The following is a 21,393-nucleotide window of genomic DNA, read 5'->3' as shown; positions in this document are numbered from 1 at the left end:
ACCCGCTTCCAGAAGGGACAGTCCGGCAATCCTTCTGGTCGTCCCCGTGCCGCCAAGGCGGATGGATTGACACTGGAGGAACAGCCGCTCTTGCATGCGGTACACGAACGGGCGCAAAAGACGATCAGAATGCGGGAGGGCGATATCGTCTCCGAGGTCGGCGCCCGCGAGGCCCTGATCCAGTCGATCCTGGCTACTGCTCTCAAGGGCAATGCGCGTTCACAAGGATTGGCGCTCGATCTGATCCGTTCGGCCGATATTCAGCGCGCACGCGATCGAGCCGAACGGCAACAGGTTGCAAAACGATACAAGGCCAATCAGGCTGAGGCGATCGCGGCTGCGATCGAAGCGGGCAAGGACACCAGGCTGATCCTCCCGCATCCCGACGATATCGTGCTCGACGACGACTACGGTTTCCACTTCATTGGCCCGTTGAACGAGGCCGAACTGGGTAAGGTCGAAGAATCCGTGCACTACCGTGATGCGCTCATCCTGCAGGATGCGCTCGATAGCCGGCTTGGCGATCGCATGCCGAGCGCCACACCAGCAGCTTCATCCGGTGGGACGCAATCCGGTGCATTGCTCTTCGCGACGGTTCTCAACACGACCTTGCCGGCACGTTACCAGTTGGACGACGCAATGATCGTTCATCGGCTGGCGCGCCACGAACGCATCAATCTGCGTCAGCTTCTGAAAGAGACCTATCAGGCATGGCGAAAGGCCGGCGTCAAAGTCAAACGAGGCGTTCGGTTTACCGATCTCGACACAGCCAGAAGAACGGTTGGATACACGATCGATTTTGGTCGGGCCTTCCGTGATGGTCGTTTGGATCTGGATGCGATCGCTCGTGACGGATTTGACGATGTAACCCTCGAACTTATGGAGCGACATGGCCTCAATGCAAAGTGACCACGGACAAACCGTCCGTCTCCTGCCGGGAAACTCTATCTTCCGGCGATCCAAAGAATGGGACCAGAGCATGCAGTCGACGGGCTCTACCAAAATCTGGAGGAGGTTCAGGAGCTCACGTCACAGGTCAGATCTTGAGCTTTTCGGAAGTGGAGTATCTCATTCGTCGTCGCCCCCATCCGCGATCATGCTTTTTTGAGCAGCCGCAGTTCCAACGCCTATTCGGCGACGACCTCCTTCAGATCGCGCGTCTCGCGGCGAAGAACCTTGACCTCATCGGTGGTGGTAGCCCGCGCCGTGTCGCCCGCCCGCCGCTTCTTGCCGGCCTCGAGGAATTCCTTCGACCAGTTGTAATACAGGCTCTCGACGATCCCTTCGCGCCAGCACAACGCTGCAATCGACTCATCACCACGCAGTCCCTCCAACACGATGCGGATCTTCTACTCCGCTCCATACTGCTTGCGGGCGGCCCGGCGGATGTCCTTGATCACCGCTTCTGCAGGGGCTTCTCTGTCCCGGATTTCTGTCTCATCTTCACGCCTTGAATGGCTACGATGAACCAGAAATCTCCCCTCTCAGTTAAGTCGATTTTGTCTCATTGGTGCTGACGCCGGACATATCACGTCCTCGACAGGGCGATTTGCGCTATCTCAAGGGATATCGATGCTGCCCGGTGCCGATTTGCGCGCGGGTAGCGTCTCATAGCACTGCTTGCTGTGCGAGAGGCCGAGCGTCACCAGGCTTGCGGCCATGTTGATGGCGCAAGCCATCGGCTCGATGATCGGTATATCATACTGTTTTCGCAGGCCGTCGACATAGCCCGACATGGCTGTGCAGGCGAACAGGATGGCCTCCGCGCGATGCGCGGACATCGCCAGTTCAATTTCCCGGCGGATGACGTCGAGGCAATATTCCTGGCTCTCGATCAGATCGGCCGGAGGGCAATCGACCACCTGAATCGAGCACACCTTGTGCTCGAAGCCATAGGCTCGAATGTGCTCCTCGATCGTCTGCTGACCATTCCTCATGCTCAGGACGGCCGTGCGATAGCCAAGCATGCTGGCGACGTGCAGCCCAGAATGAAGCGGAGCCATCACGGGTATCCGCACCGTCTCGCGGGCCGCCCGAAGGACCGGATCGACACAACAATCGAGAACGACACCGTCGACGCCGTCATTTTCCGCCTTGCGGACCGCATCGAGGATGCAAGGTCCGGCCAGGACCTCTTCAGTAGCGAACTCCATCGAATAGGGGCCGGCCTCGATCGGAACCACCTCGATCTCCACGCCCGGCCGCGCCCATTGCTGACGCTGGCTAGACATCCCGGCAATGACCTTCGGCGAACGAACCGGAACAATATCCCTAATACGCATGAGGCATTCCCAACATATGTGATCACGATTAGAGATCATATATATGAAAGTCCAGCTTTAGCAAGGGTTTGAGCGCGGCTGCCCGCCAAAAAAATTCGGCGAATGCTGCATACAACGCCGGTCGTTGTCCTGCTTGATTTACTGGCGGGGCCTTAGAGCCGGTGCGAAACGGTTGAGTAGCTGGCGCGGTCGTGATTCCGAATTGGGTGTCGAAGCCTATTCGGAGAGACCTGATGTGGACGCCAGCTACCCGCCGCCAGCATAGCCGAGAGCACCTGCGTTACGAAACCGACTTGACGGATCGGGAATGGAGTTTGATCGCGCCGATGATGCCGGGGGCGGCGAAGACGGGACGGCCGCGCCGATGGCCGCTGCGCGAGATCATGAACGCGATCTTTTACGTCATGCGCGGCGGCATCGGCTGGCGGCTTCTGCCGTCGGACTTCCCACCCAGAAGCACAGTGTTCCGCTGGTTCCGCCGCTTCCGCGACGAGTGCCTGTTCGAAAAGATCAACCACCGACTGCTGATGCTGGACCGCGAGCGCTGCGGACGCGAGGCCTCGCCCACGGCCTCGATCATCGACAGCCAGACGGTCAAGACCTGCGAGAGCGGCGGGCCGCGGGGCTATGACGCCGGCAAGAAGATCAAGGGCCGCAAGCGCCACGCCCTCGTCGATACCGACGGCCGGGCGCTGGTGCTGTTCCCGCACCCCGCCAGCATCCAGGACCGCGACGGTGCAGGCCCCGCTCTGCAAGCCTCGCGGCGGCCGTTCCCCTTCATCCGCAAGGTCTTCGCCGATGCCGGTTATCAGGGTCCGCGGGTAGCCGAAGCCACCTCCATCGCCGTCGAGATCGTCAAGCGCAAGCCCGACCAGATCGGATTCACGGTCCAGCCAAGGCGGTGGGTAGTCGAGCGCTTCTTCGCCTGGGTCAGCCGCAACCGCAGGCTATGGAAGGATGCAGAGGCCACCATCAAATCCGCCACCGCATTCCTCTACGCTGCAGCCGTCATGATCCTCGTCAGGCGCATCGCACGAAACTCATGAGCGGTTTCGGCACGGACTCTCAGGCCGCGAACACTCCCGGGAAAAGGAGATTGACATAAAATTGTGATCACATTATGTAGTCACATTATGCATGGTGACGCTCAAGATGAGTTTGACAGTTTCCAACATCAGCCGACCGTCGCAGGTTCTCGGTCATCCAGGTGTCAGTGAATCGACTCCCGCATTCTCTCGTGAAAATCGTTGCGACGCTGTGCAGGAGGGAAGATGGATGCCGCGAGCGCGGGTGCTTAAAAAATAAACAAAAGAATGATCACAATTGATCATTACAAAAGAGGAGTGAGGGAAATGAAAAAAGCAGTGATAGTCGCTGGTGCTCTAATGATCGCCTGCCGTCCGGGCGTTGCGCAGGAGATCAAGGTGCCAATCCTTGCTCCGCTCACCGGCTATATCTCGCTGGAGGGGACGAGTCAGCGTAACGGTGCAGTGCTTGCGGTCAAGAATGCGCCTGCTCCGTTGCAGGCAGCCTATGAGAGCTTCGATACCGCCACCGCCCCCGAAAACGCCATCAACGTGATGGAGCGGGCGCTTTCCGATGGCGACGTGAAGGCAGTGGTCGGACCAATTTTGGGCGTCCAGATGCTGGCCCTTTTGCCGTTGGCTAAAGAAAACGAAATTCCGCTGATTACCATTTCGGGTACCGCAAAGGTCACTGAAATGGATAATCCTTATGTGTTTCGGTTTATGGCCGACGATCGGGTGGCTGGCGAGGTCCAAGCCCGCTATGCCGTTGAAGAGCTAGGCAAGAAGAAGCCGGCGCTTCTTTATCAAACCAACGCCTACGGGCAGAGCGGGCGTGAAGTGCTCCAAGGGGCCCTGAAGAACATGGGCGCGCCCCTCGTATTCGAAGAAGGCCTGGAGGTTTCGCTCAAGGATATGCTGCCTGTGCTGATCAAGGTGCGCGATTCCGGCGCCGATATTCTGATCACGCGAGTGCATGGCGGTCCAACGGCGTTGATCCTGAAGCAGGCTAGGGCAATGGGGCTCAATATCCCGATCATCGCTAGCTCGACCATGGCCCAACAGTCGACGGCGGCTCTTGTCGAACCGAGCGAGCTCCAGAACGTATGTGCCGAGGCGACCCCTGCGCCGCTTTATGACGATCGCGAACCGATCCAGAAGTTCCGCGCGGACTATCTTAATGAATTCGACCAAGAGCCGGATGCCTACGCGCTCGCTCAATATGACGGCGTAATGATGGTGCTCGATGCCATGAAGAACGGTGCGCAGGATGCTGAAGCCATTCGCAAGGCGCTTGCCGGAAACACCTATCAAGGCCTTGCCGGAGAATACAAGTCGGACGGCACCGGGAACATGGTCAATTCTGGCCTGATCATTTGCTATGACGGTGCGTCCCGGACGCCCAGGCAGGTTAAGGTTTACGACCACGTACTAAACCGGTGAGGGCGCAATGACTATCTTGCAGCTCTGTTTGAACGCCTTGGTGCTGGGGGCGGCTTACTCGCTGGTGGCGCTTGGTTTCGTCCTGGTGCTGAATGCGGTCGGAGCCGTGAATTTCTCACAAGGCGATCTTGTGCTTGTCGGCGCCTATGCCGGGATAGTGGCCGCCAGCTTCGTGGACCTGCCCGGGCTTCTGCTGCTTCCGTTCGTGATAGTCGTGGCGGGATTGGTCGGAGTGGCGCTGTCGGGCGCGGCATTCTTTCCACTGAGAAACAAACCACCTGTCACCGTCTTCATCAGTACGATCGCATGCGGTGTCGTCATTCAGAACACGCTGAACGTGGTCTTCGGTCCCGAGCCGCGCAGCGGGCCAGCCTTGCTCGGAAATGTACAGCTGGACATGGGGGGCTTACAGGTGAGCAGTCAATCCCTCGCCATCGTGGCCGTCGCCATTATTCTGGTTCTTGGGCAGCATTTGTTGCTAAATGCTACGCAATTCGGGCGAAGGTTGCGGGCGACGGCGCAAGATCGGGAGATGGCGCGGGGAATCGGTATTCCCGTGACCGCGATGATCGCCGCTAGTTTTGCCCTTTCGGCGATACTGTCGGCAGCTGGCGGACTTCTTCTCTCCAATCAATTCTTCGTTTCGCCGAATGAAGGGGGCCATCTCATGTTGAAGGCCTATATAGCCGTGACTATCGGCGGATGGGGCTCAACACTTGGCGCAGTCATCGGTGCGCTCATCGTGGCGTTCTTTGAAGTGTTGATTTCATCATACGTTTCCTACACGGCAGCGTCGATTGCACTCTACATGTGTGTATTGATCCTGCTCGTCGTCCGGCCGCAGGGCCTTGTCAAAGAAACAGTGCAACGGCGCGCCTGATAAAGAACATGCAGACTTTATCAAAACCCAAGGGGCACTTTTGGAGTGTCGCGACGCGAGGGCTTAACCCGTTTCTTCTAGCGGGTTCCGCCATACTGGTTATCTACGCAATCGGATTTGCGAATGGATACAGCATTCGCATTCTGACGCTGTCGGGTGTATTTGCGATATTAGTTCTGGGCTATCAGTTCATTTTTGGACATGCGGGCGCGTTGTCTCTGGCTCAAGGGGCGCTCTTCGGCCTCGGAGCTTATGCGACAGGCATTCTGGGGGCCCAGTACGAACTCGGATTTGCCTTCACATTCCCGATTTCGATTGCTGTTTCAATGATCGTCGCCGCGATCGTTGCGATCCCGGTGCTTCGGCTTGAAACGCACTACTTCGCCTTGGCAACGCTCGGAATTTCCCAGATATGCTTGATGGTCGCGGTTAACTGGATCGACCTGACCGGCGGTTCCAACGGAATCGCCAGCATTCCGAGTATTGTGGTTTTTGGCTTCGCCGTGCCGCGAGGGATCGGGCTTCTCTCGTTTATCTGGCTGGCCGTCATCCTGTTCGGGGTGATCAGCTGGAGGTTGATGAACGGCATCTACGGCCGTGCCTTCGAAGTCGCGCGAGCCAACGATGCAGTCGCATCAGCGATTGGCTTGAATACCTCGCGATTGCGCTTTACCGCCTTTCTGCTGAGTGCCTTGTATGCGGGAGCAGCCGGCGCTTTTTACGCTCATACCATCCGCGTGGTGTCGCCAGATGCAATGGAGCTGCCGTTCATGGTGACATGCATGACGATGGCGGTCGTCGGTGGACGTTATCGTGTAGCTGGCGCCATCCTTGGTGCGCTCCTCCTCATCCATTTGCCGGAATGGTTTCGCTTCCTCGAGCGCTACAACATGATTGCCTACGGGCTCGTGCTCCTGTTCATGGTGGTGCTCGCTCCGTCAGGAATCGTGGGGCTTCTCGAGAAGGCCGTGGCGCGGTTGAGGCCGCCGCAGCCGGATCTATTGCCGAGCCCGATACAGTTGCCGGCTACGGAGGCGGCGAGTGCAAGCCCAGGCCAGCCCGTGCTGGCCGTCGAAAACCTGTCTCTAAGCTTTGGGGGGGTGAAGGCTGTCAACGATGTATCGTTCACGATCCAGGCGGGCGAGATCGTTGGCCTGATCGGCCCCAACGGTTCCGGAAAGACGACACTGATCAATCTGATCAGTGGTTTCTACAAGCCGGCCACCGGCTCGATCCGCCATAATGGAATGTCGCTGGCAAGGCTCCAAGCTTTTCGTATCGCTCAACTTGGCATCGCGAGAACTTTTCAGAACCTCAATCTGATCGACGAGATGAATGCAATCGAGAACGTTGCTGTCGCACGCGGCGCCAAGCGTAAGCTTGCCGATCTTGGCTCGGCACTTCTGGGTCGGGCCGCTGAAACAGCGATGGCGCGGCAGGAAGCAATGGGGTGTCTCGTTCGTCTCGGTGTCGGCGAGTTGGCCAATACCAAATGCGGTGACCTTGCTTATGGCGTCCGGCGAAAAGTCGAAATCGCGCGTGCGCTCGCGCTTGAGCCGTCACTTCTACTGTTGGACGAGCCTGCCGCGGGCCTTAATCCGCGGGAGCAGGACGAACTGCGCGAACGCGTGCGGAGCCTGGCCGCAGAAGGCGTGACGATCCTGGTCGTCGAGCACAATATGCGCTTCTTGCGCCCGCTTGCAGATCGCATGATCTGTCTGGATCAGGGGAGTATTCTGGCGAGTGGTCTGCCGGAGGCAGTGTGTAGCCATCCCAAGGTGGTGGAAGCATATCTTGGTCTGGAGGATACCGCGGCATGAGTCAACCTCTGCTTGAAATCGACTCGCTCGAGGCCGGATACGGGCTGGCTCCCGTCCTTCACAACGTCATGCTTTCAGTCGGCGTCGGCGAAGCCATAGCTCTTCTGGGGGCCAATGGCGCAGGCAAGACGACTTTGATGCGCTCCATCATGGGATTGGGTCCCCGTGTTTCGGGCTCGATCCTTCTTGACGGACAACCAATCGATCATCTCAAGTCGGAGGCGCGGGTTCGTCGAGGGCTCGGCTACGCGCCGGAAGGCCGGCGTGTTTTCCCAGGGCTGACGGTTGTCGAGAATATCGAAGTCGCGAGCAATGAATCCAAGGCGATGCGTAAAATCCGCACCGCTCGGATGTTCGATCTTTTTCCGCAACTTGTTCCGAAGCGGGATACACCCGCTTGGCAGTTGTCGGGTGGCCAACAGCAGATGCTGGCTATTGCGCGCGCGTTAATGACGGCGCCGCGGCTCCTGCTGTTGGACGAGCCTTCTCTGGGCCTGTCGCCACTGCTGGCGTCTCAAGTGATCAGCAATATTCGTAACATCGTGGCGGAGGGTACATCAGTCCTTTTGGCCGAGCAGAATGTGGCGAAGGCCCTTGAGGTTTGCGACCGGGCTTATATTCTCCGCCTTGGGGAAATGGTCGTGTCTGGAACCAGCAAATCCCTTCGCGAAAGCTCAGCGGTTCGTGATGCGTTTCTCGGAGCATGACGATCTGGATCCACGCCGGGATCGTGATCCGACTTGGAAGACGGTCGCCGAGACCAAAGGTGGTCGCGATCAGATAGAGCCGCGAGCCGCTGATTGCCGGGGGGCTGTGATGGGCGGTTGGACGAAGGCCTCGGATCATGCGTAAATGGTCGAGGATTGTGCTGTCGGTCAATGGCGCCGATCATTCGATCGAGACGGAGAGATCAACTCCGTTGCTTTTCATTCTGCGCAATGATTGTAGCCTCAACGGTCCCAAATATGGTTGCGGGTATGGAGAGTGCGGAGCCTGCACGGTCATCATCGACGGTCTCGCGGCGCGTTCCTGCGTAGTTCCCGTGAGCCTAGCCGAGGGCCGCACGATACTAACGCTTGAAGGTCTCGCCAAAGGGGATCAACTTAGTCCGATTCAACAATGCTTTGTAGAGGCGCAGGCCGCTCAGTGCGGGTACTGCCTGAATGGTATGATCATGACCGCCAAGGCGTTGCTCGACCGCAATCCGACGCCTAGCGATGACGAGATCAAGAACGAGTTGCGATTCAATTTGTGCCGTTGTGGAACCCATGTCGAAATCCTCAACGCGGTGAAGCTGGCAGCCGGGTGTTCGTCAAACGCGAACAAGGGCAGAACATGAACGGAGATAACGGCGGCCCATCTCGCAGGAGCTTGCTTCGGAGAAGCGGGATCTTGGCCGTGACTACACCGCGGCCGGCAGGGGGCCAGGACACCTCCGAAGAGGACCGTTTCGACATTCATGTCTGCCTCACGGATCAGGGGCATATCTACGGCTTCAGCGGCAAGGTCGATCTCGGCACCGGTGTCCGCACCGCTCTTGCGCAGATCGTTGCCGAGGAACTCGACGTTCCGGTTTCGAGCGTCGAAATGACGCTCGGCGACACCGAAAATGCCCCCGACCAGGGTGGAACGATTGCCAGCGAGACCATCGAGACCGCAGGCGCCGCGCTGCGTTCGGCCGCAGCGCAGGCCCGCAGGCATCTTCTTTCACTTGCCGCTGACGTGCTGGACAGCGGAAGAGATTCCCTTGTCACCGAGGAAGGCACCGTCCGGATCAGAAGTGATCCGGCCCGAAGCGTAGGTTACCCGGAACTCCTTCAGAACCGGCGCATCCATCTTGCCCTCGACAGGGCGACACCGACCAAGGATGTGTCTGAATACCGTATCGTTGGAGCGGCTGTTCATCGAACGGATATCCCGGACAAGGCGGCGGGGCGATTTATCTATGTGCATGACGTGCGCGTGCCCGGCATGCTTCACGGCAGGGTGGTGCGGCCGCCTTATGCGGGTCTCGATAGCGGAAAGTTCATAGGCGGCTGCCTCGAAGGCGTGGACGAGGCATCGATCGCGCATATTCCCGGTATCGTCGCTGTGGTGACGCAAGGGGATTTCGTCGGCGTCGTCGCGGAGCGCGAGGAAGATGCCGCCGAAGCCGCGCTTGCCTTGCGGGTGCGATGGAAGCCATGGTCCTATCCCAACCAGCTTCATGATCTGGAAGGCGCGCTGCGTGCAGAGCACGTCCAATCGCGCCGCTTGATCGACGACGGGGATGTCGATGCTGCATTGGCGTCGGCGGAGAAGCGTCTCGACCGCACCTATGTCTGGCCATATCACCTGCATGGCTCAATCGGGCCTTCCTGCGCGATCGCCGACGTTCAGCCCGACGGCATAACCGTATGGGCCGCGGGGCAAAGTCCCAATTGGCTGAGGACGGACCTTGCGCTCCTGACCGGCCTTCCCGAGCACAAGATCAGGATCATCCGCCATGAGGCGGCGGGCTGCTATGGTCGCAACTGCGCGGATGATGTTGCCGCCGACGCAGTGCTTCTTGCGATGGCCGTCGGCCGGCCGGTCCGGGTTCAGCTCACGCGCGAGCAGGAGAATCTCTGGGACCCGAGGGGATCGAGCCAGCTCATCGACATATCCGGTGCGCTTGGACCCGACGGCTCCCTTCTGGCTTACGATTTCCAGTCGCGTTACCCGGCGAACCTGGCGCCGACTCTGGCCCTGCTGCTCACCGGCAAGATCGAGCCGGTTGCCGCAATCGACGACAGAGGTGATCGGACGGCCCGCCCGCCCTACGGATATGAAAACCTGCGTGTCACGATACACGACATGGCGCCGATCGTCCGGACGGGATGGATCCGCGGTGTCGCGGCGCTGCCGAATGTATTTGCCCACGAGAGCTTCATCGACGAGCTGGCGGTCGAGGCCGACGCTGATCCGCTGGATTTTCGCGTGCGGCATCTGGACGACCAGCGTGCGATCGACCTGATGAAGGCAACGGCGGAGCGCGCGGGGTGGGAATATCGCGCCGGGCCTAATCCACCCCATGGCGATGACGACATTCTGCGCGGCCGGGGAATCGCGCAGGGACGTTATGTGCACGGTCCCTGGCCGGGCCACCCCTCCGCCTGGTCCACCTGGGTTGCGGAGGTCGCGGTCAACCGGAAGACCGGGGAAGTCGACGTCACCCGCCTGGTCGTGGGCCAGGATACCGGCATGATGATCAATCCGGCCGGCGTGCAGCATCAGATCCATGGCAACGTCATTCAATCGACGAGCCGCGTCCTGAAAGAGCGGGCCAGTTTTGCGGAGACCGGAACGTCGGTCGTGCGCGAATGGGGCGCTTACCCGATCCTCACATTCCCTGAACTGCCGGCTATCGAAGTCGTCATGATGGATCGCCAGTACGAACCCCCGCTTGGTGCCGGCGAGTCGGCCTCGATTCCAAGTGCGGCGGCCATCGTCAATGCGGTCTATGACGCGACCGGTGTCCGGTTCCGCGAGATTCCGCTGACCCCGGAGCGGATTCTCGCCGGCCTCGGTCAGGCCGAGCGGCAGAAGAAAAAGGATGGCGGCAGGCGTGGCGCTTTTTCGTTTGCCGCAAAGGCCGCCGGCTTCCTGGGATTGATCAGCTTCGGCACGGTCGCGCTACCGATCGCGACGCCGATCGTGCCGATCGCACGACCCGATCCCTCCATCTATTCACAAGCCACGATCGAAAGGGGAGAGATGCTGGCAGGGCTCGGCGCTTGCGCCGTTTGCCACACCTTGCCGGGGGGAGCCTGGCTGGCTGGCGGTGTCGCTCTCCCAACGCCGTTCGGCACGGTGATGACGACTAATATCACCCCTGACGTCGAAACCGGCATTGGCGGCTGGTCTTATTCCGCTTTCGAACGGGCGATGCGCAAAGGCATTCACCGCGACGGCTATCATCTCTATCCGGCTTTCCCGTATCCCAGTTTCGCCAAAACCACCGAAGCGGACTTGCAGGCGCTCTACGCCTATCTGATGGCGCAACCGGCGGTCAGCCAGAAGAACGAGGATTCGAGACTGACCTTTCCGTTCAACATCCGGCCGCTGATGAGCGGGTGGAACCTGTTGTTCAATCGTGTAGATCATATCGACCCAGACCCCGCTCACTCCGCCGAATGGAATCGCGGCCGCTATCTTGTGGATGGACTTGGACATTGCGGCGCCTGCCATACGCCGCGAAATTTGTTTGGGGCCGAGAAGAAGGGTCAGTCATATCTCGCCGGTGGTGTCGCGGAAGGATGGGATGCCCCGGCCCTGACGAACCTGTCCGCCGCCCCGGTCCCCTGGACGGAAGAAACCCTGTTTCTCTATTTGCGGACAGGTGCCTCGCCTCACCACGGCGTCGCGGCAGGACCGATGGCGCCTGTCATTGCGGAATTGAAGACTTTGCCGGACAGCGATCTCCGTGCTATGGCCACTTATCTCGCAAGCCTGAACACTCCCGCGACGCCCGCTCAGGCAACTGCCAGGCGCGACGCAGTGGTCGCGGCGACCTCCACGGCATTGCACCCGCCGGTGAGCGATGCCGCGAGGCTGTTCGATGGCGCATGCGCGGCTTGCCACGAAGCCGAGCGCGGGCCGCAATTGTTCAATCCGGGGCCGCCCCTCGGCTTGAACACCAATCTTCACCTCAATCGACCGGACAATTTTTTGCATGTCGTGCTGCACGGCATCGAGCATACGGTTCATGGCGCGATGCCAGGCTTCAGCAATGCGCTCGATGACCGGCAGATCTCTGATCTGACGCGTTATGCGCGCCAGCGCTTCGCTCCAGACAAAGAGCCATGGGTTGGTATCGAGGAAGCCGTCAAGCGTGTTCGTGCTGGGCACTGAGCATTCGTGTCGACGGCGTGGCTGGCGCTTGCTCCCATACATGCGAATTTCCGGTCGCAGCCGGCTAAGGCCTGAATTCCTCGGAAGGGCGCTGTTGCGCTGTCTGTTCGACAAAGCTGGCGCCGGGCAAGCAGGGGTGGAGATGGCGGACATTTTTGGGAGAAACCGTTGACAATCAAAATGTGATCACATAATGAAATCACATTCTGGAGATGCAGAAATGATCTCAATAAAATCAATCGAAACTCGGTTGGTCCGAGTCCCCACTCGTCGCAAGCACCAGTGGGCAGGCCTCACGGAAACGATCGGTCAGTACCTTCTCGTGAAAATCACGGGGAGTGACGGCACCGTTGGGTGGGGCGAGGCGCCTGTGCTAAAGGATTGGGGTGGCGAATTTGGTCGCTATTACGGCGAAAGCACGGTTATCGTCGACGCCGTCATCAAGCGTTATCTCGCCCCGGCTGTCATCGGCTTGGAAATTGGGCATCCATCTCTTCTGCACAAGAGGATGGACGCCGCTATCAAGGGCTATCCCTATGCCAAGGCTGCGATTGATTTTGCGTATTACGATCTGACCGGAAAGTCACTGGGCGTTCCGGTTCACGTGCTGCTCGGCGGATTGCAGCGCGAGACGGTGCTCATCACCCATTCGATAGGGCTCCTGCCGATCGATGAGGCGGTCGCCGAAGTCAAGAAGGTTGGTGCCGACGGGATTAGAACTATCAAGATCAAGGTCGGGGTGGAGCCGGCAAGGGACATCGCTATCGTGCGGGCAATCCGTGACGCGGTCGGGCCGGACATCGGGCTCTGCATCGATGCCAACGAGGGTTACAAGACGCCCGGGCAGGCTATCCAGACGGTTCGTCAAATACAGGACTGCAATCTGCTCTATGTCGAGCAGCCTGTGATGGGCATCGAGCGCATCGCCCGTGTCGCGCAGGCGATTGATGCGCCGGTCATGGCGGACGAATCCGCCTGGAATGCCCACGACGTCATTCAGATCATCGCCAAGGAAGCCGCACAGATCGTTTCGATCTACACCACAAAGCCGGGAGGCCTCTACCGGGCCATGCAGGTGTCCGCGGTTTGCGAGGCCGCGGGAATCGTTTGCAACGTAAACGGCTCCGTGGAGCTAGGAGTTGGCAATCTCGCCAATGTCCACTTGGCTGCGGCCGCGCCCGCCGCAACGCTTTCCAACGTTATCCCGATCTCCATGCCTGCAGGGGCGATCAAAGGGCGTGTCGGAGGTATCTATTACGCCGACGATATCTTGGTCGAGCCGATGACATTCGAGAATGGCGGCATTCGCGTTCCGACAGCCCCTGGCATGGGCATTGCTGTCGATGAGCGGAAAGTCGAGAAATACTCGGTCGATTTATAGGAGTTGTACTGATGCGTACGGAGATTGCTCAAAACCTTCGCAATGCAATGGCTGCGGACTCGCTGGACGCGGTCATTACCTCCTCACCGGAGAATTTCGCCTACGTCATGGGCTTAGTCGTTCCGACGCAGCCGATGATCCGCCATCGCCACGCGATGGTCATCCTCACCGCGGAAGGGAACGACTTCCTTTTTGGCGTCGATATGGAAGCCTCGACCATCGAGAAGAGCGCCGGCGGGCTGCCTCTCACCGTTTGGCGTGAATTCCACGACGACGCCATGAAGGTGCTGGCCGATGCGCTGACGCGTGCCGGCCTTGCCAAGTCCCGGATCGGCATGGAGATGGACTACCTGCCCGCCGGCGACTATCAGCGCCTTGCCAGCTATCTCCCCGACGCGACATTCGTCCATTTTGAGCAGCAGCTCAACCGAGCCCGCCAGATCAAGACGCCGGAAGAGGTTGCGCTGATCCACCGTCTTTCCCGCATTGCCGATCAGGCTATCGCCGACAGCTTCAGCGCGGTGCGGGCAGGGGATACGGAACTTGATATTGCCGCGGTCCTGACGCGCCGGATCTACGAGCTCGGTGCTGAGAATTTCAAGCTTCTGATCGTGGCGACGGGGGAACGCAGCCAGCTTCCAAATGTCGGCCCGACCAGCCGCCAGCTTCAGCCGCGAGATGTTTGCCGTGTCGAGATATTCTCTCTCCTTAACGGCTATCAGGCCGGTGTCTGCCGCACCGCCTATGTCGAGGAGCCGCCGGCGATGGCAACGGAGATCTGGGATCTCATGGTCGAGTGCAAATATGCTATCCTCGAGCAGATCAAGCCAGGGGCGAGCTGCCTTGCGATCTACGACGATTTTATTCAGCGACTCGCCAAGATGAACTTGCCGCCGATCTCCTTCGTCGGGCATGGCATCGGCCTCCACTTGCACGAGGATCCCTATATCGGTGCGACGCCGATTCTGGGACGGCCGGGCAAGGACGCGCCCGTCGAGGAAAATATGGTGCTCGGCTTCGAGCCGCTCTGCTATCGCACCGGTTATGGTTTCGGCGTGCAGAACAAGGACGTCCTGCATGTCACCGCAGGGGGCTCTGTGCTGCTGTCCGACTTTACCGACACCGACAAGCTGATCCGCATCGGCTCGTGAGAAGGGGAAAAGCGTGATGACCCAGAACCCGCAGTCCTGCGACATTCTCATTGTCGGAACCGGCTACTATGCCGAGATCATGCTTGCCGACCTGGCGGCGACCGCGCGCAGCGCAATCTCGGTCGTCGTTGGAGGCCGGAACCGCGAGCGGATGAAATGGCTCGTGGAGGCTTGCCGCGCCCGCGCCGTCAATTTCGGTTCGCCGGCTTCGTTTTCGAGCATCGAACTCGACTCGACTTCCGCGGCCGCGCTTGCCGATGGTATCCGCCGCGTCAAACCGCGGATCGTCGTCCAGTCGGCGTCGGCGCAATCGCCCTGGAAAGTCGATATCGCCGCCTCGGAATGGTCGAAGCTGGTCGCCAGGGCAGGTTTTGGGTTGACCCTCGCCTTCAATTCCCTGCTGGCGTTCCGGACCGCAACCGCGCTGAAGGAGATCGGGGATGGCGCGATCTTCGTGAACACCTGCTATCCGGACGGGGTGAACCAGGTTCTTGCCCAGGCCGGCCTTCCGATCATGACCGGCGTTGGAAATATCGGGATATTCTCGTCCGTCATCGGTGGCCGTATCCCCTTCGAGCAGCGTGGCGACCTGCGCGTCCTCGCCCATCACCGGCATATCGTCGAGTGGCGCAAGCCGGGAGCGGAGCGCGCCGGGGCTCCCGTGCGCGCCTGGATCGGCGACACGGAGCTGAAGGATGTTGACGATCTCACACGCGACGTTCAGCTGCCCTACCGCGAGCTGAACGTGATCTCCGCCGCCAATGCGATTCCGGTCCTCCTCGCGCTTGCCGGAGAGGGCGCCAGGCGATCCCACGTGCCAGGCCCCCACGGCATCGGCGGCGGTTATCCCGTTATGGTGGACCAGTCCGGCGTTCGGCTGGACCTGCCTTCCTCGATCTCGAAGGCGGAGGCGATCGCGTGGAACCGGCAGTTCGAAGAGGCCGACGGCGTGTTCGTCCGGGACGGCCGCGTCATCTATGCCGACCGTGTCCGCGATATCCTCTCGACCTACAGCCCGGAACTGGCGAAGGGCTTCGCGGTCAACGACGTGGAAGAAGCTGCCGCCGATCTGGACGTCCTGCGGGCAAAGCTGAGCGCCTGAGTCCGACCGGAACCATCTTGCTGGGAGAGAAAAAATGAGAGTGACCGTCATCGGCGCTGGCAACGGCGGAGCCGCGGCTGCGGTTGAACTGACCTTGGCGGGTCATGACGTGGCCTTGCACGGCCGCTCGGAAGCGACCATAGAGCCGTTCCTCAGGCAGGGGATCCGGTATCAGGGTGTTTTCGGCGAAGGATGCATAAAGCCGGCGCTGGTCACGACCAGCCTGAAGGAAGCCATCGAGAACGCGGATGTGGCCGTCGTGACGCTGCCGACCTTCGCGCTCGGATCGGTGGCTCGCGAGCTTCACGAGGCGGGCTGGGGTGGGAGCCGACCGGTAGTCCTGAATCCAGGCCACACGGGCGGTGCGTTCGAGTTCGACACCGAATTTCGACGCGTCAGCTCCGCGATCCCCCCCATCGCCGAATTCGCGACTCTCGCATATGTGGCGCGCAAGCCGGCTCCTGACGCGATCAATATCACGGGCCGTGCCAAGAAGCTTCGAGCGGCCGCTTTGAAGGGCGGTGAAGCCGCCATCGAGGCGGGGACGATCCTCTTCCCGGGAAGCTATGACTGCGGGGACGTCATCGCGTCCGACCTGTGCAACGTCAACATGGTCGTCCATCCGCCGGGCGCCATACTGGGCGCGTCCTGGGTCGAGGCGACGGGCGGCGACTTCACCTTCTACGTCCAGGGGCTCACGAGTGGCGTTGTGCGCGTGATGGAAGAGCTCGACCGGGAGCGCATCGCCGTCGGGAAAGCCTTCGGTCACGACCTCCCGACCGTCATCGGGGAGATGAAGGCGATCGGAACCGTTCCCCCGGATGCCGATGAACGGGACTACCGTGCCATCGCCGCAGGTGAGGCCAACAAGCGGATCAAGGCGCCGGATAGCCTTGGCCATCGATACTTCACCGAGGATTTCAGTCACGGCTTGGTACCGTTTCTCGTCTTGGCAGAGATCGCCGGAGTGCAAACCCGCACGACAAGGGCGCTTGTCGACCTGCACGGGACGATGGTCGCCGGTCTTCCAAGACCCGCCGCTCGCGATGCGCGATCCATGGGTCTTGTCGGAGCCACGATGGCATCGCTGCGCGAGCGGCTCGGAAAATAGCCTGTGCAGCCGGCCCCCTCAACGGCCTGCTCCCGGTGACGTATGCGCACGGCCGGAAGCCGGATGGAGTTGGAGTTCCCCCGGTTTGATGGACAGTTAATGGCTTGCGGACTCCAGTCTCGTTTGGGCGCTCCGTTCGAAGCTGATGGTTCTCGTTGCGCAGCCGCCGGAGCTCGTCACGCTCAGCATTGGTCAGACCGTCGTCGCGTATCCCACCGTCGATCCCGGCCTGCTTGACCCAGCCATGGATCGTGGCGACACACGGTTCGAGCTCCCGGGCAAGGCTTTCAACACTGCGCCCGGCTCGCGCCAAGGCAATGATCTGTTCCCTGAATTCCGCACGGTACGGGTTCCTGGTTCTTGGCATGAGAAATACTCTCCTTCACAATCGAAAAAGTGCCCATCAAACCGTAGGAACACCAACTCCAACTCCATGGTACGAGGTTCGTTTTGGAACAGTCTCACAGACAGAGGCTGCGGCGGCATCTTTCAACCCGTTCATCCGCTAGTGGCCAAGAGTATCCATGCATTGCCGGCGGCCGGATTGGAGCGGGCAAATGTCCAGGCTTCGGCCACGTCAATTATTTTCTGAGGATCCCCGCCGGTGATCGTACCTTCGGCCGTGCGTTCGACCCAGATCATTTGCGCGTGGAAGCACAGCGTCACTTCCATCGAAACCGCATCCACGTCCACATGCACAATGTCAATGTCTTCGATGCCGATCAGAGTTAGGTCGACGATCTCTTCTCGACTGGCACGCGCGGCGCAGGATTCCGCAAATACCGCCAAAACCTCTTTCGAAACCAGAGGGGCAAGTTTTTCCATGTCCCCCGCCGCAAACGCTTCCACAATGATCTCGTAGGCGTGGCGCACACCGTTCAGAAACATATTGAGGTCGAATGCGGGATCGAACCGCAGGATTTTGGCGACTCCCTTCTGGGCAGCGCCATCCTCGATCAAGGTCGCTGTCACCGGTAGTGTGTCGTCCTCGTCTTTGGGATGTTAAGCGGCGAGCTTGCGATGCTGCAAGCGCCGGCGTTCGATGGTCTGTTTTTTGATCCTTTCTCTCTGTTTGATGATTGTGTCGGCTCGCCCGAAGTAGGCGTCGGCGGGCGCCACTTACCTTTCCGCTCGACTTCTTCTGCAAAGGAAGCATTGGTTTGTGCGTCGCGCGCCGCTTTGCTGCGGTGCCCTCTCGCCCGGTGGTAGCGCCGGGCTTGTCGTGGTAGCGGCACCGGACGGTCCGGCGCCGATGGCGAAGGAGCCAACCATGACAAAGAATAAGACGACAGCCGAGGCACACGTTGAGGGCGCACAAGGCGCAACACTGAATGCAAACAAGACGAAGAGGCCTGGAGCGACCGCCGGCAGTGCGCTGAGCTATCCGCCGGACTTGCGACTTTTGGCCCGCGCCGACGACGAACTGGGGGACGGCACGAGGGCAGCGCGGCGCGGTGTTCGGAAACGGAAGCCTTCGGCACCTCGCCGGGCAGAGGCCGGTGGTGATCCTGTCGCCTCAGGAACCAAAAAGACGTTGCCCAAGATCACCAAAACCGAGGCGGCGCTGAAGGCGCTTCGTCGCAAACGAGGCGCCAGCCTTGTCGAACTGCGGGAGGTGACCGGCTGGCAGGCGCATTCGGTGCGCGGCTTCTTGTCGGGCACGGTCAAGAAGAAGCTCGGGCTGGCCGTGACCCGCGAGATCGGCAAGGACGGGGTCCGGCGTTATCGCATTGATGGCGCAATGCCGGCAGAGCAGGCCGGTTGATGGTCATGCGGCCGGATAAGAAGTTGGAGAGGGAGGTCGCCACGATCGGCGACCTCTCGCGCGAGGAACTGATCGCGCGATGGCACAAGGCCTATGGCTGTCTGCCGCCCAAGGGTATCAATCGCAGCTTGCTCGAACGATCTGCTGCCTGGCACTTGCAAGCCGGGCGGTCGGGCGGATTGTCGGCAGCGGCCCGGGCGGTGCTGAGGGACGGGCGGAAGTCTCTCGCCAGGGGTCGTCGCCGTGAAGGTGGATCGTGGCAACGATCTGTCGATGGCGGTGGATGCGCGCCCGGCGTACGCAAGCCCGGTCGTCCAGATTCCACGCAGTCTGCCAGCCGCGCGGGTGCTGCTGCTCCCCTAGCAGCCGGCACACGGCTGTTGCGAGAATGGAATGGCCGGATGCACGTGGTGGATGTGACCGCGGAGGGGGTTCTCTTCGATGGTAAACTCTACCGTTCGCTGACCGCGGTCGCCAAGCGCATCACAGGCGCCCACTGGTCGGGGCCGAGGTTTTTCGGTCTATGAGTACGGCGGTTTCCTCTCGTCTGCGCTGCGCGGTGTACACGCGCAAATCGACCGAGGAGGGGCTCGACCAGGCGTTCAACTCCCTCGACGCCCAGCGTGAAGCCTGTGAAGCCTATATCCGGTCGCAATCCTCGCTGGGCTGGAAGCTGGTGCCGGATCGTTATGACGATGGCGGTATCTCGGGGGCGACGATGGACAGGCCGGCCCTTCAAAGGCTGCTGAAGGACATTGGGGACAATCGAGTCGATGTGGTGGTGGTCTACAAGATCGACCGCCTGACCCGCTCGCTCTCCGACTTTGCCAGGATCGTCGAGGTCTTCGATCAGGCGCAGGCGTCCTTCGTCTCGGTCACCCAGCAGTTCAACACGACGACATCGATGGGCAGATTGACGCTCAACGTGCTTCTGTCCTTCGCCCAGTTCGAGCGAGAGGTGACGGCAGAGCGGATCCGCGACAAGATCGCAGCGTCCAAGCAGAAGGGCATGTGGATGGGAGGCGGTGTGCCGCTCGGCTACCGGGCCGTAAACCGCAAGCTGCAGATCGACGAGCAGGAAGCGGCCATCGTGCGCTATCTCTTCCAGCGCTATCTGGACCTGCGTTCAGTGAAGGCACTGATGGCCGACGCAACGGCTCAAGGATTTCCGGAGCGAGCAGTTCGCACTCGCAAGGGCGCCAATGGCGGACAGGGCAATCCCGGCGTTGCATTGGTGTCGCCTGATGCCGAGGCGGCAGCGACACGGCGCTTCGGACGCGGCCAGCTCTATCATGTGCTGTCGAACCCGATCTACATCGGCAAGGTGCGGCATCACGAGAAGATCTACGATGGCAAACACGCGCCCATCATCGACCAGGACACCTTCGCCGCCGCCCAGGCGCTGCTGGCGGAGCAGGCGCCGATGCGAAGAACCGGCTCGAACGTATCCGACCTCCATCTGTTGACCGGTCTGCTGTTCGACGAGGATGGCAATCGCCTGACGCCGGTTCACACGCGAAGGGGCGACATCCGCTACCGCTACTATGCATCGAAGCCGGATCGGGACGGAAGGGGCGTGGGCAAACGTGGTGGTTGGCGATTGCCCGCGCGGACGATTGAAGAGGTCGTTGAAACCGAGTTGAAGCGGCTTCTTGATGACCAACGCAGGCTGAGCGAGGTGCTGCAGCCGTTCATCCCTGCAAGAGATCTGCCGAACACACTGGCGGCTGCCGATGCATTGAAGACCGCATATCAATCTTCTTCGCCACAACACCGGCGAGACCTCCTGCGCAGGCTGATCACACGCATCGATCTGGCGGCGACGATGCTCACTCTCCGGGTGGATATGGTTCGGCTTGTCGGGGAGCTGATCGGCCGGGCGCCGGCAGCAACCGAAGCTGGCGATGCGGATCGGATCGCCATCATCGAATGCCGGTTCTCGTTGCGACGCCGTGGCATCGAGACGAAAATCATCCTGGCCGATCCATCGACCGAGGGCCGAGCTCCCGACGACGGTCTGGTCAGACTCATCGTCAAGGCTCACGCCTGCCTGGCGCAACTAACCGATGGTTCGGGCCGCGGCATCGGCGAGATCGCCTCGGCCAATGGTGTCGACCGTTCCGACTTCAGCCGCATTCTGCGCCTGGCCTTTCTGGCGCCTGACATTGTCGATCGCCTGCTCAACGGCACTCACCCGACGGAGTGCACCGCCCAGAAGCTCTCACGCCTGACCGAACTGCCGCATTCCTGGGCAGAACAACGCGCGTTGATCGGCAAGTGACGGCTCAGTAATTGCCATTCGCGCCGGGATAGGCACCATCAACTCAGCATCGCCATTCCAAACATGGGGACACCGCACCGGACCGACAGAGACGGCTGGCAGAAGTGGCTGCTTTGGTGGGCGGAACTGTCTGAAACCCGCCCCGTCTTTGGATAACTGGAGCCGCAACCCACGGAAAAGACGCAGCTATTCCGAGACGGCGGGGAGACGGGAGTGGTGCAGGAAAAGAGTGGTGCCGAGTGTTGTCTGCGGCTAACGCGTCTCTGACCTGAATTCCCTG

At 60.5% G+C, this 21,393-nt stretch carries 17 protein-coding genes and 1 pseudogene; 15 read left to right on the top strand and 3 right to left on the bottom strand.

Annotated elements, in window-relative coordinates:
• Positions 1-909 (top strand): DUF5681 domain-containing protein (locus C7T96_RS24115; RefSeq protein WP_245414238.1); only part of this gene is annotated, 909 nt, incomplete at its 5' end.
• Between the two features lie 130 nt (positions 910-1,039).
• Here the strand turns inward: C7T96_RS24115 and C7T96_RS23475 are convergent.
• Both C7T96_RS23475 and C7T96_RS23470 read right to left on the bottom strand, forming a co-directional pair.
• Positions 1,040-1,430 (bottom strand): annotated as a pseudogene (locus C7T96_RS23475) (transposase); the annotation flags it as partial.
• A gap of 129 nt (positions 1,431-1,559) precedes the next feature.
• Complete coding sequence (locus tag C7T96_RS23470) at positions 1,560-2,282, bottom strand: aspartate/glutamate racemase family protein (RefSeq protein WP_146149228.1); 723 nt, start codon at positions 2,280-2,282, stop codon at positions 1,560-1,562.
• A gap of 233 nt (positions 2,283-2,515) precedes the next feature.
• Between C7T96_RS23470 and C7T96_RS23465 the strand changes: the two genes are divergently transcribed.
• The 11 genes from C7T96_RS23465 (at position 2,516) to C7T96_RS23415 (ending at position 17,067) form a co-directional block, all read left to right on the top strand.
• Positions 2,516-3,328 carry an IS5 family transposase gene (locus tag C7T96_RS23465; protein ID WP_106573685.1) on the top strand — a complete coding sequence of 271 codons (813 nt, stop codon included), beginning with the start codon at positions 2,516-2,518 and terminating at the stop codon, positions 3,326-3,328.
• A gap of 306 nt (positions 3,329-3,634) precedes the next feature.
• Positions 3,635-4,750 (top strand): ABC transporter substrate-binding protein, encoded by a 1,116-nt coding sequence (locus C7T96_RS23460; RefSeq protein WP_158264454.1) that lies wholly within the window; start codon positions 3,635-3,637, stop codon positions 4,748-4,750.
• A gap of 7 nt (positions 4,751-4,757) precedes the next feature.
• Entirely contained in the window at positions 4,758-5,630 is an 873-nt protein-coding gene (locus C7T96_RS23455) for a branched-chain amino acid ABC transporter permease (protein WP_106573683.1), read from the top strand.
• Between the two features lie 8 nt (positions 5,631-5,638).
• Positions 5,639-7,450 (top strand): branched-chain amino acid ABC transporter ATP-binding protein/permease, encoded by a 1,812-nt coding sequence (locus tag C7T96_RS23450; RefSeq protein WP_106573682.1) that lies wholly within the window; start codon positions 5,639-5,641, stop codon positions 7,448-7,450.
• Positions 7,447-8,157 (top strand): ABC transporter ATP-binding protein, encoded by a 711-nt coding sequence (locus C7T96_RS23445; RefSeq protein WP_106573681.1) that lies wholly within the window; start codon positions 7,447-7,449, stop codon positions 8,155-8,157. Before C7T96_RS23450 ends, C7T96_RS23445 begins: the two co-directional genes overlap by 4 nt.
• Before the next feature lie 137 nt (positions 8,158-8,294).
• Positions 8,295-8,789: a (2Fe-2S)-binding protein gene (locus C7T96_RS23440; RefSeq protein WP_106573680.1), complete on the top strand. Its 495-nt coding sequence runs from the start codon at positions 8,295-8,297 to the stop codon at positions 8,787-8,789.
• Between the two features lie 59 nt (positions 8,790-8,848).
• The gene (locus C7T96_RS23435; protein ID WP_245414239.1) at positions 8,849-12,322 is read left to right on the top strand and encodes a molybdopterin cofactor-binding domain-containing protein; all 3,474 of its coding nucleotides are present in this window, start codon (positions 8,849-8,851) and stop codon (positions 12,320-12,322) included.
• A 220-nt stretch (positions 12,323-12,542) separates the two neighbouring features.
• Complete coding sequence (locus tag C7T96_RS23430) at positions 12,543-13,703, top strand: enolase C-terminal domain-like protein (protein ID WP_106573678.1); 1,161 nt, start codon at positions 12,543-12,545, stop codon at positions 13,701-13,703.
• 11 nt (positions 13,704-13,714) lie between these two features.
• Positions 13,715-14,854 carry a Xaa-Pro peptidase family protein gene (locus C7T96_RS23425; RefSeq protein ID WP_106573677.1) on the top strand — a complete coding sequence of 380 codons (1,140 nt, stop codon included), beginning with the start codon at positions 13,715-13,717 and terminating at the stop codon, positions 14,852-14,854.
• 16 nt (positions 14,855-14,870) lie between these two features.
• Positions 14,871-15,956 (top strand): hypothetical protein, encoded by a 1,086-nt coding sequence (locus C7T96_RS23420; RefSeq protein WP_106573676.1) that lies wholly within the window; start codon positions 14,871-14,873, stop codon positions 15,954-15,956.
• 34 nt (positions 15,957-15,990) lie between these two features.
• A complete protein-coding gene (locus C7T96_RS23415; RefSeq protein WP_106573675.1) occupies positions 15,991-17,067 on the top strand; it encodes an NAD/NADP octopine/nopaline dehydrogenase family protein in 1,077 nt (358 codons plus the stop codon).
• 498 nt (positions 17,068-17,565) lie between these two features.
• On the opposite strand, the gene C7T96_RS23405 is transcribed toward C7T96_RS23415, so the two are convergent.
• Positions 17,566-18,039 carry a Tim44/TimA family putative adaptor protein gene (locus C7T96_RS23405; RefSeq protein ID WP_106573673.1) on the bottom strand — a complete coding sequence of 158 codons (474 nt, stop codon included), beginning with the start codon at positions 18,037-18,039 and terminating at the stop codon, positions 17,566-17,568.
• Between the two features lie 298 nt (positions 18,040-18,337).
• Between C7T96_RS23405 and C7T96_RS23395 the strand changes: the two genes are divergently transcribed.
• From C7T96_RS23395 to C7T96_RS23385, 3 genes are read left to right on the top strand one after another with little or no spacing between them, the layout of a single operon-like run.
• The gene (locus C7T96_RS23395) at positions 18,338-18,832 is read left to right on the top strand and encodes a DUF3489 domain-containing protein (protein WP_106573672.1); all 495 of its coding nucleotides are present in this window, start codon (positions 18,338-18,340) and stop codon (positions 18,830-18,832) included.
• Complete coding sequence (locus C7T96_RS23390; RefSeq protein WP_348627280.1) at positions 18,832-19,359, top strand: DUF2924 domain-containing protein; 528 nt, start codon at positions 18,832-18,834, stop codon at positions 19,357-19,359. Before C7T96_RS23395 ends, C7T96_RS23390 begins: the two co-directional genes overlap by 1 nt.
• The gene (locus tag C7T96_RS23385; protein ID WP_106573671.1) at positions 19,356-21,113 is read left to right on the top strand and encodes a recombinase family protein; all 1,758 of its coding nucleotides are present in this window, start codon (positions 19,356-19,358) and stop codon (positions 21,111-21,113) included. The genes C7T96_RS23390 and C7T96_RS23385 overlap by 4 nt, the downstream gene beginning before the upstream one ends.
• Positions 21,114-21,393: the final 280 nt, after the last annotated feature.

This window comes from Nitratireductor sp. StC3 (assembly GCF_003015025.1).
GTDB lineage: Bacteria > Pseudomonadota > Alphaproteobacteria > Rhizobiales > Rhizobiaceae > Mangrovimarina > Mangrovimarina alexandrii.
Note: the sequence above shows the minus strand (reverse complement) of the source record. Positions and strands in the feature narration are given on the sequence as shown.